The organism is Priestia sp. 10L35 (assembly GCF_056395685.1).
Window position 1 is genome coordinate 45,894 of the sequence record NZ_JBFTKA010000012.1, and the last position, 15,842, is coordinate 61,735.

The 15,842-nt window shown below is 32.9% G+C and carries 20 protein-coding genes; 2 read left to right on the top strand and 18 right to left on the bottom strand.

From position 1 onward, the window contains the following. Positions 1-203: 203 nt before the first annotated feature. The 4 genes from AC1DEF_RS25900 to AC1DEF_RS25915 form a co-directional block, all read right to left on the bottom strand. The gene (locus AC1DEF_RS25900; RefSeq protein ID WP_477727634.1) at positions 204-1,415 is read right to left on the bottom strand and encodes an MFS transporter; all 1,212 of its coding nucleotides are present in this window, start codon (positions 1,413-1,415) and stop codon (positions 204-206) included. Positions 1,416-1,557: 142 nt separating this feature from the next. Continuing rightward, positions 1,558-1,950 (bottom strand): hypothetical protein, encoded by a 393-nt coding sequence (locus AC1DEF_RS25905; protein WP_477727635.1) that lies wholly within the window; start codon positions 1,948-1,950, stop codon positions 1,558-1,560. Positions 1,951-2,260: 310 nt separating this feature from the next. Continuing rightward, complete coding sequence (locus AC1DEF_RS25910) at positions 2,261-2,776, bottom strand: DinB family protein (RefSeq protein WP_477727636.1); 516 nt, start codon at positions 2,774-2,776, stop codon at positions 2,261-2,263. Positions 2,777-2,964: 188 nt separating this feature from the next. After that, positions 2,965-4,263, bottom strand: coding sequence for an APC family permease (locus AC1DEF_RS25915; protein ID WP_477727637.1), 1,299 nt, complete (start codon positions 4,261-4,263; stop codon positions 2,965-2,967). A 159-nt stretch (positions 4,264-4,422) separates the two neighbouring features. Between AC1DEF_RS25915 and AC1DEF_RS25920 the strand changes: the two genes are divergently transcribed. Continuing rightward, positions 4,423-4,884, top strand: coding sequence for an Lrp/AsnC family transcriptional regulator (locus AC1DEF_RS25920; RefSeq protein WP_477727638.1), 462 nt, complete (start codon positions 4,423-4,425; stop codon positions 4,882-4,884). Positions 4,885-5,029: 145 nt separating this feature from the next. After that, on the top strand, positions 5,030-5,338 hold the full coding sequence (locus AC1DEF_RS25925; RefSeq protein ID WP_477727639.1) for a hypothetical protein: 309 nt from the start codon (positions 5,030-5,032) through the stop codon (positions 5,336-5,338). A 235-nt stretch (positions 5,339-5,573) separates the two neighbouring features. On the opposite strand, the gene AC1DEF_RS25930 is transcribed toward AC1DEF_RS25925, so the two are convergent. From AC1DEF_RS25930 to AC1DEF_RS25995, 14 genes are all read right to left on the bottom strand, one after another. Beyond that, positions 5,574-6,026, bottom strand: coding sequence for a VOC family protein (locus AC1DEF_RS25930; RefSeq protein ID WP_216885591.1), 453 nt, complete (start codon positions 6,024-6,026; stop codon positions 5,574-5,576). A gap of 599 nt (positions 6,027-6,625) precedes the next feature. Then, positions 6,626-7,048 carry an HIT family protein gene (locus tag AC1DEF_RS25935; RefSeq protein WP_477727640.1) on the bottom strand — a complete coding sequence of 141 codons (423 nt, stop codon included), beginning with the start codon at positions 7,046-7,048 and terminating at the stop codon, positions 6,626-6,628. A gap of 9 nt (positions 7,049-7,057) precedes the next feature. Next, positions 7,058-7,804 (bottom strand): hypothetical protein, encoded by a 747-nt coding sequence (locus AC1DEF_RS25940; RefSeq protein WP_477727641.1) that lies wholly within the window; start codon positions 7,802-7,804, stop codon positions 7,058-7,060. Continuing rightward, positions 7,801-8,718: an ABC transporter ATP-binding protein gene (locus tag AC1DEF_RS25945; RefSeq protein WP_477727642.1), complete on the bottom strand. Its 918-nt coding sequence runs from the start codon at positions 8,716-8,718 to the stop codon at positions 7,801-7,803. The genes AC1DEF_RS25940 and AC1DEF_RS25945 overlap by 4 nt, the downstream gene beginning before the upstream one ends. A gap of 78 nt (positions 8,719-8,796) precedes the next feature. Continuing rightward, positions 8,797-9,483, bottom strand: a complete 687-nt coding sequence (locus AC1DEF_RS25950) for a 7-cyano-7-deazaguanine synthase (protein WP_477727643.1) — start codon at positions 9,481-9,483, stop codon at positions 8,797-8,799. A gap of 699 nt (positions 9,484-10,182) precedes the next feature. Then, entirely contained in the window at positions 10,183-10,788 is a 606-nt protein-coding gene (locus AC1DEF_RS25955) for a recombinase family protein (RefSeq protein ID WP_477727644.1), read from the bottom strand. A 258-nt stretch (positions 10,789-11,046) separates the two neighbouring features. After that, positions 11,047-11,661 carry a hypothetical protein gene (locus tag AC1DEF_RS25960; protein WP_477727645.1) on the bottom strand — a complete coding sequence of 205 codons (615 nt, stop codon included), beginning with the start codon at positions 11,659-11,661 and terminating at the stop codon, positions 11,047-11,049. A 23-nt stretch (positions 11,662-11,684) separates the two neighbouring features. Further along, on the bottom strand, positions 11,685-11,999 hold the full coding sequence (locus AC1DEF_RS25965; protein ID WP_471870238.1) for a hypothetical protein: 315 nt from the start codon (positions 11,997-11,999) through the stop codon (positions 11,685-11,687). 56 nt (positions 12,000-12,055) lie between these two features. After that, entirely contained in the window at positions 12,056-12,274 is a 219-nt protein-coding gene (locus AC1DEF_RS25970) for a hypothetical protein (protein ID WP_071277214.1), read from the bottom strand. Positions 12,275-12,386: 112 nt separating this feature from the next. Next, the gene (locus tag AC1DEF_RS25975) at positions 12,387-12,947 is read right to left on the bottom strand and encodes a L,D-transpeptidase (protein WP_477727646.1); all 561 of its coding nucleotides are present in this window, start codon (positions 12,945-12,947) and stop codon (positions 12,387-12,389) included. A gap of 457 nt (positions 12,948-13,404) precedes the next feature. After that, positions 13,405-13,785, bottom strand: a complete 381-nt coding sequence (locus tag AC1DEF_RS25980) for a hypothetical protein (protein ID WP_427076946.1) — start codon at positions 13,783-13,785, stop codon at positions 13,405-13,407. A 42-nt stretch (positions 13,786-13,827) separates the two neighbouring features. Continuing rightward, positions 13,828-14,493, bottom strand: coding sequence for a restriction endonuclease (locus AC1DEF_RS25985; protein ID WP_477727647.1), 666 nt, complete (start codon positions 14,491-14,493; stop codon positions 13,828-13,830). Continuing rightward, the gene (locus tag AC1DEF_RS25990; RefSeq protein ID WP_477727648.1) at positions 14,486-15,439 is read right to left on the bottom strand and encodes a toprim domain-containing protein; all 954 of its coding nucleotides are present in this window, start codon (positions 15,437-15,439) and stop codon (positions 14,486-14,488) included. Before AC1DEF_RS25990 ends, AC1DEF_RS25985 begins: the two co-directional genes overlap by 8 nt. A 113-nt stretch (positions 15,440-15,552) precedes the next feature. Further along, the coding region (locus tag AC1DEF_RS25995) for a guided entry of tail-anchored proteins factor 1 (protein ID WP_477727649.1) at positions 15,553-15,842 on the bottom strand (290 nt) is incomplete at its 5' end.

Sequence of the window (15,842 nt, forward strand, 5' to 3'; positions counted from 1 at the left end):
TATTGAAAAGGCGGAGAGATGTTCATTCTCAATCCTTCATCGTGTACTATAAATAAGCTAAAAGAAAAACCTACTATCGTCCATGATTAGTAGGTTTTTTCGCTTTTTAGGCTGTATAAGATATACAAACGTAGTTACCATAATGTAAAATCTCGGAACCAAAATAAGAACAGAGCATTGATTCCACAAGCTCTGTCCTTATTTTAACCCTGATAATACTTATTTTTATTTTTATTCCTAGAACGCTTAGAATCAATAAAAATAGAAAAAACTAAAGTGAAAGTACATAGACCTAATAACATCATTAAACTTTTGTATCCTATTTGATCAAGTAAAAAACCAATTACCACAAGACATAGCTGCATAATGGTTCGATCAATCATGGTCTTAAATGAAAAAAATCGTCCATGGATATCTAAAGGCACTTTTTGTTGAGAATATGTATATAGCAGAGGGTTAAACATGCCGTACGCCAAACCAAATAAACCAAATGCTAAGACTGTTATATAGATACTTGTCAATGACAATAGAAGTTGAGCTATTCCCATTAAGCAGCAAGCAAACAACAGAATGAGTACATGCTTTTTATATCGTTTTATTATCCTTTTTATAAATAATCCCGCAACTAATATACTTGTGCCTTCTACAAAATAGAGGATTCCCATAATAAAACCAGACTGGCCTTTACCCACTTCAATGACAAATAAATTAAATCCAGAAATGAAAATGAGGGGAATAATAGATACTACTAGCACAATCTTTATTGAATGATCTCTTAGAATAATAGGAAAGATGTCTTTAAATTTAGTCTTAGTCTTTTTAACGTTTTGATGCAAGGCTTCAGGAACAATTAGCAAAAAGTTGATAAAATACAAAGTAAGATAGGCAATAAGAGCAATTAGAAACAATACATATAAAGGTGCAACCGTTAGTAATAAACCTGCTAATACAGCACCAAAGATTCTTGATAATGTGATGATATTTATATTAATTGCATTAACCGTAATCAGATCCTCTTTATCAACGATTGAAGGTAAAATGGTCTGTATTGTGGGATTAAAAAATGAAGCAGAACAGCCAATCCCTATGCTATATATCATCATCCAATAAATCGATCCTGTATAGATAGCAATTAACATAGCTATAACAGAAACAATTCTCATTACTCCTACTAATCTCAATACCTTAACCTTGAGCGTAACATCTATATAACGTCCAGCATATGGACCGATGATAACGCCTATAATCCCTCCAATGACAAGAAAAAACGCTTGAAAAAAATGAGATTCGACATGTGTTTGTAAAAATTGCAGGTTTCCAATTGTTCCGAACCATATACCTAATTGAAATACTAATTGGCTTCCCAATACAATACTTAAGTTTTTATTTCGCAATATCGTTTTAAAAAAATTCACTTCTACCTCCTAATCTCCGCAATTCCTATTAATTCCATTTTATCAAAAGTTCTAGTTTTAGACATATCGTATACCAGGGTTGATGTAAAGAGTATTACAAGCAAGAAACCAACCGTGAATACATGGTTGGTTTTCTGAGAACTTATTCGTTTTCTAAAACAACCTCTTCAGATTGATTACCCCATTCAATATGTAGAACTAATTGATTAGATTTAGAAGTTTTCTCGCTAACGTTCATATTATTTTCACCTTCAAATTTACCTTCTTTGTCTAATTTAATAGCACCCATTCCCCATTGACCATTTGGTGCATCTAATTTAAATTCAAATTCTCCAACAGAATCTAAATCATTACCTATATAAGTTAAATTAATTTTTTTGTTTTCTTTTTTATCTCCACTTGATTTTACTATCACTTTTGTTGACCAATGATCTCCCTTACCAGAAAAATCTAAGGGCTTTTCATCTTTACTTTGACATCCAATTAAAGAAATAAAAAGTAAAACACTAACCAAAGCTACGCACCACTTTTTCATTGATATCCCCCGTTATTCTATTTTTTATCTATTATCCATATACTATCATTTTTTCTATAATTTATCTTTGTGTGCTATATACAAAGTTAGTTAACATAATTCAGAATAGGAACACATAAAAAAAAGAAGAGTACTTAAAGTATCTCTTCTCTTTTTATTTATTATCTATAAAGGTTAAGATTTGTTGCCTTTTTAATTGAGCCAATCCTTGAAAAGTTTCATTTATTACACGATTTGTTAACTGATTATATAAATAATATTCTAAACTTTGTTAAGAATATTATTTAGTATATCCTCAATAGAGGAAAAACTACTCTTTCGTATCCCTTTCATATAAATATAAAACATAATCAATCATAACACCAGGATGGCCCAATTGCCGCAACATAGCTGTGATATTGCCACGATGATATGTTCCATGATTGACAACATGTTGTACTAAGTCAGATAAACGAGTTTCGAGTCGTCCAGCAAATCGGGTTTCAAGTACAATGGCCGTTTCCATATCTTCTTGACGATCGAGAAAGGCTTTGTACCGGTCAGATAAATCGCAAAACATCGTTTCTACTTCCTCGATTCTTTTCGTTTCCATCTGTTCTCTCAATTGATCAGCCGACGCATATACTTCATCAAATTTTTTACCAGAAATAAAATCTAACCATATGTTATCAGAGACATAAATGTGCGCCATCACCTTTGATATAGAAGGAAAAACGCTCTGAATTTCCTTTTCGTAAATGTCCTCAGAAAGTTCTTTTAATCGGTCGAAAATTTTTTGGTTTGCCCATACATGGTAGTCGTACAATTTTAATGAGTGATGTGACATTTGAAATTCCCCCTATTTCACTATTCATTCTCGACATTACACAAGGTATCAGTAGTCAACTTAACTATACTTCTATAAAAATACCCTCCAGACCTTTTGTTTAAAGGATTTTCTTGTTCACGTAATATACTTTATCTGCAGCAAAAAAGCAGACCTTTCATAAATCTAAAGGTCTGCTTTTGATTAGACTAAGCTTCTTTAGCTAATTTATTAGACTGCTTACTCTTTATATAAAGATAAGAGAGGCAACATATAGATACTAATATGGGTATTAAAAGAAAAGAACCTACAAAGAAATAAGCAATGAAACATAAAATACAAGCAATGGCTGCAAACACCTTACCTAAAAGGTGTTTAATTAATCTTACTCCTGCTGCAGATCCCACTATATACGTTGCAATTCCTAACGAATTTGGAATAAATACAAGTTGTTCTAATTCAACTTTAAAAATGTAGCTCGCTAATAAACCAATTGCAGCAATACTACCTACTACTAATACCGCACGGGTTGGTGTAGAATATTTTTCATTAATTTTGTTTAGCCATGAGGGTGCAATGTTATCTTTAGCTAAGGAATATCCTAACCGACTCATACTAGCCACAAACGCATTCATTGTTCCTAAACATATCGTAAAGGCAACGATTCCAGTCGCCCAGCCTCCATTTTTTCCAATTCCCTTGGTGACTACTTCTGAGAGTGATGCATGATTCATGGCTTCATTCATGTTTTCAGCGCCTGTAGAGTAGGAATTTGTCCCAATGACAGCAAACGCAATGCCTATGTAAAGAATACCTACAATTACAATTGCTCCCACGGTGGAAATGAGAATATTTTTCTTTCTAGGGTTCTTAAACTCTGGAGCTAAACTTGAGATAGCTTCCCAGCCAAAGAAAGACCAAAAAATAAGCATGACACATTGAGCTATGGGCTTAATACTGTTAGGGCCAACATTCCAAACTAAGTTTTCATAACGAATAGATGGAATAGCTAAAAAGATAGTGCCCAATAGGATGAAAAATGTAAGAGCAGCTATTCCTAATTGCATTTTACCACTCGTTTTTAACCCAAAGTAATTTCCTGTCACAGAAATAACAAGTAAAGCTCCAGCAATGATATAAGCAACGTAATGAGGCAACTGAAAAGCAAAGGCAATGTAAGTTCCACCAGTTAAAGATACAATAATTTGTCCAATACTACCTGCTATAAAAAAGAACCACCCTACCAAGGCACCTGTATAATGACCAAAGGCTTTATTAGCAAAAGTAGCTACACCTCCAGAGCTAGGATGATCAATCGATAAAAAAGCAAATGTACAAGCTAAGGGAACACTTAACAATATCATCACAATCCAAGAAATAAGGGCATTAGCTCCAGCAATTCCGCCTGTCATCCCTGGTAAAATAAGAATTCCTGACCCTAAAACAGCTCCTACGTATAGTGCTACCCCCTGTGGAGCCGAAATTGTCTGTTTTAATGATTTATCCAATCCATCTCCTCCTTTTACCATATCTTCATGTCTACTAGCATTATAGAAAACAATAAGGTATATTTATATGCATAAATGTACAAATAATGGAATTGTAGTTTTGGTTTTGGATAAAAATCGTTTAGATAATGAGCAAAAGTGAAAAAAGAGGTGAAAAACGTGGATTACATCGATTATAAGATTCTTAAACTTCTTCAAGAAGACAGTAGAATGACCATTATTCAACTTTCTAAAGAATTGCACCTTAGTCGTCCCAGCATCAATGAACGGTTAAGACGCCTTCAAGAAAGTGGTGTAATAGAAGGGTTTACTACTCGTATATCTCCACAAGCAATTGGGAAAAGTGTACAAGCAATTATCCAAATAGGTAATCTTAAATGTGGTTGTCGTGAATTTGAGGAAAAAATAAAAAATGAGCAAGATATTCTTGAGTGTCACCGAGTGACGGGAACGGATAGCTATTTTATGAAAACAGCTGTAAGTTCTATTCATCTTTTAGAAGACTTAGTAGATAAACTTATTCCTTATGGACAAGTAACTACATCTATCATCCTTTCATCTTCTATATCTCATCGTCCTTTGCTCCCTGATATTGAGGAAGAAGAATTAGCAAAAGAATAATGAATACTCTATACAAAGTTAGTTACCATAATCATCATTTCCGGAACACAAGAAAAAGGAAATCCTTTGGCGTAGAAGGATTTTGCCTTTTTAAGTCCAAGTAAGATAGTAATAGTGACTTATAAAGCAGTTAAAGGATGCAGAAATGGAGGGAGGTAAGTTGCCTAACAGAGAGTATCCATACTATTTTATGAAGGTAGGTAATTTATATTACGTATACCATTCGTATAAGGACGTAAAAAAGAAAGAGGTATCCAGTTACGAATTTACTAATGATGAATCGTTAGCATTTCCCATTGATGAGGAGTCTGCTAAACAATTGGCAGATAAATGTGGAGGTCATATTGTAATAAAGAATGCTACGTTTAATGATTATATTAGCCAAGGAGAAAGATGGAGTCATTTTATAGATAGCAAAAAGAAGAACATATGGAGAATCTATATCATTAATTGAATGATAAAATTCTTTAACTACTATTTATTCGGAATAATAAAACATAATTAGTAATAAAAACTAAAAAAATCACTTGATTGGACGTTAGATGGTCTTTGCTATAAATACGTAGACGTGAAAAGGGCGCACTCCTTCCTCCAGAAAAGCGCCCTTTTATTGAATAAGAGTTTTTTTTAAATATTTTTACTTCAGTAATGTATATTTCAGTAAAGGCCTTTTATAAAACGCCAATTACTTATTTGTTATCCAGTTGTTCCGCCAAACCGATTAGAAGTCCTTCAATTCCACGAATGTAGCAGAGCCGATACGAGTCCTCGTACTGAACCACTTCGCCAACGAGCTGAGCACCATACTTAGTGAGTCTGGATACCATTTCGTCAATGTCTTCAACGGTAAACATGACGCGTAAATAACCGAGGGCGTTTACAGGAGCAGTCCGGTGATCTGATATAGTAGAGGGGGTAAGAAATCGCGAAAGTTCGATTCGGCTGTGGCCATCTGGGGTAACCATCATAGCAATCTCTACGCACTGAGAATCCAATCCGGTTACGCGATCAGCCCATTCACCTTCGACAGTAGCTCGCCCTTCGAGGTTCAAGCCGATCTCCTCAAAGAAAGAAATTGCGTCATCGAGGGATTCTACAACGATGCTGACATTGTCCATTCTTAATAATTTGTTTTTTGCCATAGTTTTATCTCCTTATGTGTAAAAATTTATTATCTGATCATCTTCATCATTATTCTATTAAAAAGTTACAAATTCCTTTCGAACAAAAAACACCTTGTCACTGTATAGGAAAATTTGAAATTGAGTTTTCGGATATGTCATATAACATCTTGTTAACGAACAACACTTCATAAACCCTATATTATTGGAATATTTGCAAACCTTATTTCGTGAATGCTATCATGTTCAAATAGTTTCAAAAATCCGATACCGAAGTTGTTATTCAATAAAACAACTTCGACTTTCCCACAAAATATTCCTACCCTGTCACTGGGCCATATTTGTTGTATATTGTATATACTTTGTAGAAAAAGAACCAATTTTTCTACAATAAGAGTAATATTAAAAGTATTTTTAAATAAAATATTTTTAATATTACTCTTATTAATAACATTAAATTATATTTATAGAAATTGTTTTTTTATTTTTGTCTTTGTATTCTATATTATAAAACTGTACATTTTATATTAATAAAAAGAAAATATACTTATTATTTTTTCAAATTAGCTGAGTCAGTTCAAGATGTTCTAATTTTATCAAATTCCTCATATAGGACGTAATTACTTCATAGGCTTGTAAATTTCCTTCCAAGTGTTATACAAATTCTCCTTACTTGAATAAATCTTATTAGTTTCTAAATTTAAGCTTACTCCATCCATAATATATCTGGGTATTATGTGAAAGTGAAGGTGATGTACATCTTGATCTGCTTGCTCTCCATTATCTTGAACTATTGAAAAATCTTCACATATTCCCGATTCAATAAGGATATTTGATACTTTTATTAAGGAACCCATTAAATGATATGCTAGCTCCTCATCCTCTATAAGATCTAATCTTTCTATGTGTTGGTTAGGAATAAGGAGGGTATGACCTTTTGTAATTGGGTTTATATCAAGAAAGGAAGTTACATATTCATCTTGGAAAATAATATGAGCACTACTTTTTTTGTTTACTATGTTGCAGAATATACATTCTTTCAAAATCTTCACCTACACTTTACTAAGGTTTCCTTTTTTTCTAACATTTTTCTCACAACATATAAAGAAAAGAACTCCTAAAATAAAGACTAATACCGATGATGCAGTAAACAAGCCATATTCAAAAAAAGCTATATTTTTACCTATTATGCTCTTTTTTAATAAGATAGAGCTAGAGTATATAGGTATTAAGGTAAAAGAGACATGATTAATAGCAGGTAAAGAAATAGTTGCTAAAAGTATATATTGTAAGATTGGTATGATATCTTGAATCCTTTTATACATTATGGAGAACCCTGCCAATATAAATCCAACACCATACATACCTACTAAAGCTATAAATAGAATGATAATTGTTTGTAAATTAAATAGAATATCAGGTCTAGTTGTAATCATTATTAATATTAACAGCATTATAGTCCTAAGTGAGTTCACGAGGTTTCCAGCTATTATTTTGGATAAAAGTATTCCCCAAAAAGGATAAGGAGATAACCACCATTGTTCAATAGTTCCTCTAGATGATTCATTTACAATAACCCATCCTGGATCGGTTATTACGGAAAGAGAAAAATACCAAAACACATAACTTATGATAAAAGTAGACCTTGCATTGTCATTTGCTTGTACAATATTGTTAAATAACATATATAAGGCAAAGAAAAGTAAAAAGGAATTTAAAACAGTAAAAAGCATACCTATTTTACGATTATTAATTAAATGTACTTCTTTTATAATATTCCCTTTTATAACTTCTATCATATTATTTCCTCATTGGACCAAAACTTTTTATAAGCATCCTCTAATTTGGGGACGTTTGTACTTATACTTTCAATATATTCTAAGCTTAAATATTTTAAGTAATCATATAACTTTAAATCAGTACAGTAGGGAAGTACTATTTCATTTTTTTCGGTTAAAATTTTATATTCCCTTTTTAAGGAAGTTATATTAGCTATATCAAATTCTGGAATTTTCTGATTATACTTCAATGTGTATATTGTAGGAGCATATTTTGTTAGAAATACATTCGGTTTATTGTCAAATAAGACTTTCCCTTTATGAAGAACTATTAATTTATCAGAAAGTCTCTGTAATAAATCAAGCTGGTGAGAAGTTATAAGGACAATTTTCCCTTCTAACTTTGCTTGAACAATAAGCTTTTCAAATTCTTCTATTGAAAAAACATCTAATCCCAATGTCGGTTCATCTAACAAAATAATTGTACTGGGGAGTACAAAATTTAAAATGATTGAAACTTTTTGCTGCATACCACGTGACAGTTTATAAACAGGCTCTTTAGCATATTCATATAAATTAAACGCTTTCAAATAGTTATCTACATTATTATGTGTGGAAATTGAGTATTTAAAGCCCCTTAGCCGATAGAAATATTGAATGTTCTGGTATAGATTTAATTCTGAATAAAAGTTTTTATTTCCTTCAAATAATAATGACATTTTTTTCAAGTGTTTTTTATTTCTTTTCTGATTGTAAACTTCGACTGTTCCTGAGTCTTGTAATATTAAACCTGTAATAATTTTCATTAAAGTTGTCTTACCAGCTCCATTATGTCCAACTATGCTTACAATTTCTCCTTCTTTAAATTGTAAAGAAATATCTTCTATTACAGTCTTATTATCAAACGTTTTATTTATATTCTTTAAGGTTAACATTTAGTTACTCCTTATCATTTAATAAAAAAACCTACCTTTAATAAATTACAAAAGATAGGTTTTTAACAGTTTTTAAATTTATGCTTTAGTGTCTAGTTGTAGAGTTTCGCTTTTGGAAGTGATCTCTTTATATAGTGTACTATCAGGTAGATTATTTAGCTTAAATGCATTTTTTCTATCCTGACAAGGTGCACAAGATCCACAATGAATAGAACTATTTGTAGCGCAGCTCCAGGTTTCATCAAGACGTATTCCAAAATCATGTCCAATTTTTAGAACTTCAGCTTTTGTTTTATCTAGGAAAGGGGTATGAACAGTAAATTCTTTTCCAAGGTCAATCGAAATTGCTTTCGAAATTAATTGGAAAAATTCTTTATTATTTTCTCTAAAAACGGTGTCATCCTTATGAACAGCGTAGAATAGATGACTAGCACCGATTTCTGCTGCATAAGAAGCTGCTAAAGATATTGCAACACCAGCACCAAAAGCTTTTATAGGTGCATCATTTGTTGCTGCTTTTCTAAGTATATGGATAGGGTCTTCATCGCCCATATAAAAATCTCGCATAACCTTTTCAAAGCTAACAAATTTGTGAGGAACATTTAGTTCACTTGCAAAATATTGTGCAGTCCTTTTTTCAGCCTCTCCTTCTTCTTCACCAAAATTAAAAGTTAAAGTGTTTAAATCGTACCCTTTTTCCTTAATCCAATAAGCTAGTGTAGTAGAGTCTGGTCCACCTGAGAATAAAAGAACAGCTTTTTCCATAACATCATCCCCCTTTGTATATCACAACCATTATTTTACTTTTTTATTACCTAAAAATAAACTATTTTTAGAATATTTTGTAATTTTTGAAACTTTAGTCCTGTTTGTAACACATTTACTATTAACGTTTATATAGTATTATTATGAAATGTTCTAATTAACGTTACGCTTATTGGAAACGAAAATAGTTTTGACTTATAACTGGGACTGTATGTCTTGCCGTAACTCATTCAATACCGAAATTAATTATTAGTTTCTCCTAAAATAATCACAAAAAAGAGAACACATACTTTCTTTTTGATTTAGTTTTAGATATCCTTCATATGGTACCCCTTGAATGTGTAGCTATAATTGATAGCAACCGATGTAACCCACTTGGACTTTATCATAAAGTTTTTCGATGTCTTCATTATGCATTCTCATGCAACCTTAGATTATATATTTTCCAATGCAGCATTCATTGTTGTTACTATGAATGCCTTATGTATAAATATTTAACCCTAACCAACGTTTTCTTAAAAGATTTCGGGGATCGCCCCCAGGAATATGTCGTGTATAACTTGGAATAGTTGTATTAATTATTGGTCTATTTGTAAGTAAAAAAGGTAAAAACGGTCATATAAAGAAAACAATGTAAATAAGAGCCTAATCTGATATCTTATAAATTCAGCTTAGGCTTCTTTTTATTTCTTGTTATAGTTACTTATTTTCTTCATAAGCCTTTATCTTATTGTAAAACGTCGCTTTTTTCATGCCTATTTCCTTCATAAATGCGACAGCAGTGATTGTTCCAGACTTCCATTCTTTATACAACTTATCCCACTCTTTAGGAAAGGCAATGATTGGGCGACCCAGATGTTTCCCTTTTGCCTTAGCAACGGCTATTCCTTCTCGTTGGCGCTGTAAAATGGTTGCTCGCTCTTGTTCCGCCATAGATGTATAAACCTCTATAATGATATTATTGATCATGTCTATGACCCACTCTTGACCTTCTGGTACCTCTTGCATAGTCGTAGGTAAATCAATAATTTTGATTCTGATTCCTTCTTTTTTAAACTGCTCTAAATATTTTTTTATTTGTGCTTTATTCCGGCCTAGACGATCAATGGATTTAATATACAGTGTGTCGCCATCTCTCAGTGCTTTCAGCATATTTTGAAAGCCGTCGCGTTCCATGTCCTTCCCACTCGCCTTATCACTGTATAGATACTTTTCATCTGTTAGATAAGGTCTTATTGCTTCTAACTGTCTATCTAAATTTTGTTCATTGGTACTTACACGAATATATCCAAAATTAATTCCCATTGTGAAAACCATCCTTGTTTATAATAGATAGTTTAAGTATAGGACAAAAAGTATAAAAAGGTCTATTTATTTTTGAACGTCTAAAAAGATCTATTTTTAATATTAAATAGAATTAATATCATTGATTTTTTTATAGCCTAAAAAGGTGTACCTTCTTGAACTATCTATAATAAAAAGCCTTTGTAAATTACAAAGGCTTTTTATTTCGGAGAACCTGAACTATGTTAACTAGTAGTGAATGCGATATACAATCTGAAATTACTCTTCATACTCAGATTTAATTCCTTTAACACCTGTTGGAAAGGAGCTAATAATTGAATCAAATGTAGAAAATAGGGTGGCATTAGAAATGGAAATAACAGAGCTTCCATCATAACAAATCCAAAACATTGTAGAGTCTTTTTGAAGTGTAACAACGGGCATATGAACTTTTCTTCTCCCAAATAAGGTTTTCATATCTCGTTTGTCAAAGCTAAATAAGTCTTCAGAAAGAGACCAACCAGCAAAATCATTGATACTTCCTTGTCTATATAAGTAAGACATAACAATTTCAAATTGCTTATTGTCTTGTACTTTAGATTTAATAAAGCGTTTCCTTTTTATTTTAAGTTTTACATACTCAATATTAGCAGATGAAAATGTATGATCTATTTCTTCTTCATCGACTTTCCCATATGAAAAAAGTGTGTATATGGGAAATCTGTTTAACTGTGCCATCCAATTGTCAAAAAAGACTTCTATATCTAACTCTTGGCTTTCGTAGTACTCTATGATATAAGATCCTTCTCCATCTATTCCAAATGGAAAAAAATCACCGTCTGCTGGAACTTCACTTATATAACTTTTCCGAAGAAACCCTATTTCTACATTCATTAGATACTCCCCTTTAAAAATAATTACTCAGTTTCGTCGTCTTTTTGCTTTTCCATCATTTTTCGATGACTGCTTATAAAAGAAGGGATTTTTCTAAAGTAATGTTTTTTCACTTCATGAAAAGGTATCCATGTATCCTTCGCTACAATAAGATCATAAACTTCATCTAATACTCGGTCTCGTTTCTTGGGGTTTAATTTGGTATGAGGATAGTTGATCGCACTAATATAACGTTGTTTTAATTCGTTCGTTATCCATTCTTTCTGCTTTTGCTTTAATGCGGAAAACTTTTTATTCGTTTGAATTAAGCGTCCATTTTGATAAACATGATTTTTCATATCGTTTCCCCCCTTTTCTCCTTAGTTCCATATAAAATCATTGAATCTTCATTTACCTAGTAGGCTTTTTTCTTAAATTGTTCTTTCACATAGATACAATCTCGTTTATGTTCACGGGAAAAGAAATGATCGTGTTTATAATGTACTGTGACTTCACATGAAGGACAGACAAAAAAACCCATTCTTATTTTATCTTGATTGACCTCATGCGCATAAAACTCTCCTGTAGCTCTAAACATGACCACATGTTTAGCCTTTTCGATTTTTGCTCGCATAATCATATCCTCCTTCACCATATTTTTCATCTATTTCTATGATAAGGGCTATATGGAAAGAAGACAAAAAAAAAGCAGCATCCCGTAATAAAAACGAGATGCTGCCTAATTATTAGTTATTTTTTAACTTATAGCCTTTAAACGTATATCCATAAACTTTAGTGAGATCAACAAAGCTCTTATAGGAATAAGTAATCGCAACTGGTGTGCCTACTTCAACTTTATCATAAAGCTTTTCAATATCTGCATTATGCATTCTCACGCAACCCTGACTTACATATTTTCCAATGCTACTTTCATTGTTGTTGCCATGGATACCGTATGTATCGCCATACGTACCGTTTGCATTTAATCCTAACCAACGTTTTCCTAATGGGTTGCGAGGATCGCCCCCAGGAATATGTCCTGTGTAGTAAGGGCGGTTCTTAATCTTGTTCACGACTTTAAAAAAGCCAACAGGTGTTTTCTCCCACGTTTTACCCGTTGCTACTGGATCAACAATTTCAATATAGCCGTTATGAAAATACGCAAGCTTGTTGTAATATTTGTTAATGATGATTAAATCTTGATTCGCTGGTTTACTTGCTGCTTCTGTTTTCCCCTGATTTACTCCACATAATGCGACCATTAATAATGTAAGAATGATCATCGATTTCATAAAAATGTTCTTCATAAAAACTCTCCTCTTTTTTATATTTTTATAAGAAACGAAAAAAGCACCTTCCAAATGGACAGATGCTTATCGCAACGATTATTTAATAAATAAAGAGGCCAACTTTGCTTTACAACAAATTGACCTCTTTTTATCTTTATCTTTGTTTTCTTTCCCTTAATAGACGGTTATTCTGAGAAATAATAACACTGCTAAAAACAATGGTAGCAACCATACCCAAAATAGAGAAGAACAGTAGTGTCACAAAATTATTATTTGAACGCATAGACGACCTCCATTATTTATGAATTATTAATATTATTTGAAATCCCCCTGTTTTTATTCTCTATTAGGCACTATTTCAGTTCTACTCCTTGCAGAGAAACGTTCTCTGACAAAATTAACTTTTATTTTGCGTATAACTGCTCATTCGATGCAAATATCAGCGCTATACAGTAGGTAAATATTTTATAGTTGTTTATCTAGTAAGACTTGGAACTATAAATTTTTTTATTGCTTCTTCTATATTTTTAGAATCCTGTTCATTTGCCTGACTATCTAAATATCGTGGTATTACCTCCCCTATAGCCCACACTCCTAAATCAAATGCTTCATTCGTTTTTTTATTCCAAAAACAATGAGCATAAAAGGTAGGAATCTCGTTCAACATCCATCCAGTAATATTAAAGTCCACTTTGTTTATATAAGAAACACAATTGTGAAAACGTATTAACATTTCATTTTCACATTTCCCTTGTTCAAGTTCTTCAAAGTTTAAGAGATAATTCTTTATTAATGCCCTTATATAGTCATTTTCACTATTTTTTAATAGCTCATTTGCTATTTCTACCTTCTCCATTAACATCGGCTCCTTTTTAGAGTAAGAAAAAAACAGACCCTACTATAATGAAGGTCTGTTCTTACTTACTTCCTTATTAATTTTTTCCGTATGACGACAAGAAGGGAAAGAGGAACAGCCAAAGAAGCGAGTGCCATTTCCATCTCTAACAACTAAATCTTGCCCACATTTTGGGCATTTACGAGGTTCCGGTGTGATATTTTCAAAGATTTCTCGTGCCTTAAAGACAGGATTGACTTCATTAATAAACTTTTGAAGATCCGCCCGATCTACTAAGGTCACATCACATGCAGCTGCTAATTCTTTTGCTTGTTTCGTGAAATAACTATTGGTCACGACCCACGCTTGATTCGCTTTATAATAAGCTTTTGCTGCATACACTTCTTGTACTGCTGAAAGACTGACCCTATTTTTAGCACTATACCGTTTGGCTTGAATCACAACCTTTTCTTTACCTTTCATCACTAGATCAGCCCCAAAATCACCTGATTTTGGCGTTATCTGTGGTTTGTATCCTAGTTGTTGAAAAAGTGCTCGCAAATATACCTCAAATTGATACCCATCCATCTTATCAATATAAGGCATACCAGATTGGGCTAACTCTTTCATATACCTCCGTTCACGAATGACACGGTAAGCAAATTGAGAAAGCTTAAATAAAATGATGATAAGAAAAAGATAAAATACACTTTGAAACACTTTATCCATTCATTGAAAGCTCCTGTTCTGTTTGTTTATTCCGGAGACGTGATGCCACAGGTTGAATGCTTTTTCCATTCTTCTTTAACTGTTCGTTCCAATCTTTCGCTCCCTCTGGAATATCTACTCTTATTAAATCAGCATTAACGATTTGGTGCATTTTGTCAATAAATTCTTTTCCTCCTTGGTCATTATCGACAGCTAACACCATTTCTTTAATGCTTAAGCCTTCTCTTCGAGCTTCAATATAAGACTGAGCAACAGTTTTAGGTTTTAAGCCATTCATACTAATAAGACGTGTATTCTGCAATTGAGTCTCCTGTATACTCCAATAAGAAAGAAGATCAATGGGGCTTTCAAAGAAATGAATCTTGTTTGGGCGACCAACATCAACTGAAAAGCCTGTATGTGGGTTATCGTTCGGTAAGACTTGTTTAAAAGAACCTCGTTTATTTTTTATCGAAGCTGTTCCTTGTCGATCTGCCCCAATCACTTTTCCTTTACCTCCATGTTGACGCCATTTAAACACCACATTGTTCCGTTTGTCCTGGGCGATTAAATCTTTTTGAAGGAGCCAGTCAACTAATCGAGGATCTATTTTACGTTCTTTTATGAGATAGTCTTTTGCTTTGCTTTGATCCTTCACTTCTAACTCTTTTGGATAGCGAAAAGGCTCGTTGGATTTGGAATTAGTGTGCTGTTCGTGAGAATGAGAAAGCTCTTTATAATCGCCTTTGTTGATATCTAATACAGCTTGCGGGAACGACATCCCATAATACATTTGAGCGAAACTGATTGCCCCGTATCCTGTTTCATTCCGGCTATTCCAAGCGTACATATTTCCTTTGATGAGTAAGCTATCATGTTCCGTATGACGATAATACTTTCCCTCTTTTACAAAGGTTTCGCCTTTGGCTTCCAGATACGACAACAAATCAATGTCTCTGGCTTTCATAACCTCCTCCTCCTTGACGTATTTTCGTTCTCCCACCTAAATCCCTCCTTCACTCCACGATATGAAAAAGGAGAGCTTTTCAGCCCTCCCATTCCGTCTAAACTTTGCTTTTTTTAACGTTCCATTTCTTGTGTCTCTTTCTGTTTTTTTGAAGAATTTGCTCCACTATTCCGTGCAAAAAACTTCGTAAATCCATTCTGTGATTTCTCTTCTTTTTTCTGCTTGTCATGATCCTTTTTCTCCGTGTCTAAAGTCTTTTCAAGCTTGGTTAATTTCTCACGTTGAGAATCAGTCAAATTGAGCTCTTTTAATTCCTGCAGCACTTCTTTTTTTAATTTGTACACCTTATCAAAGGAATGCTTTTGTTCAAACTCCTTCATTTTGGCCAAACGCTGTTCTTTCT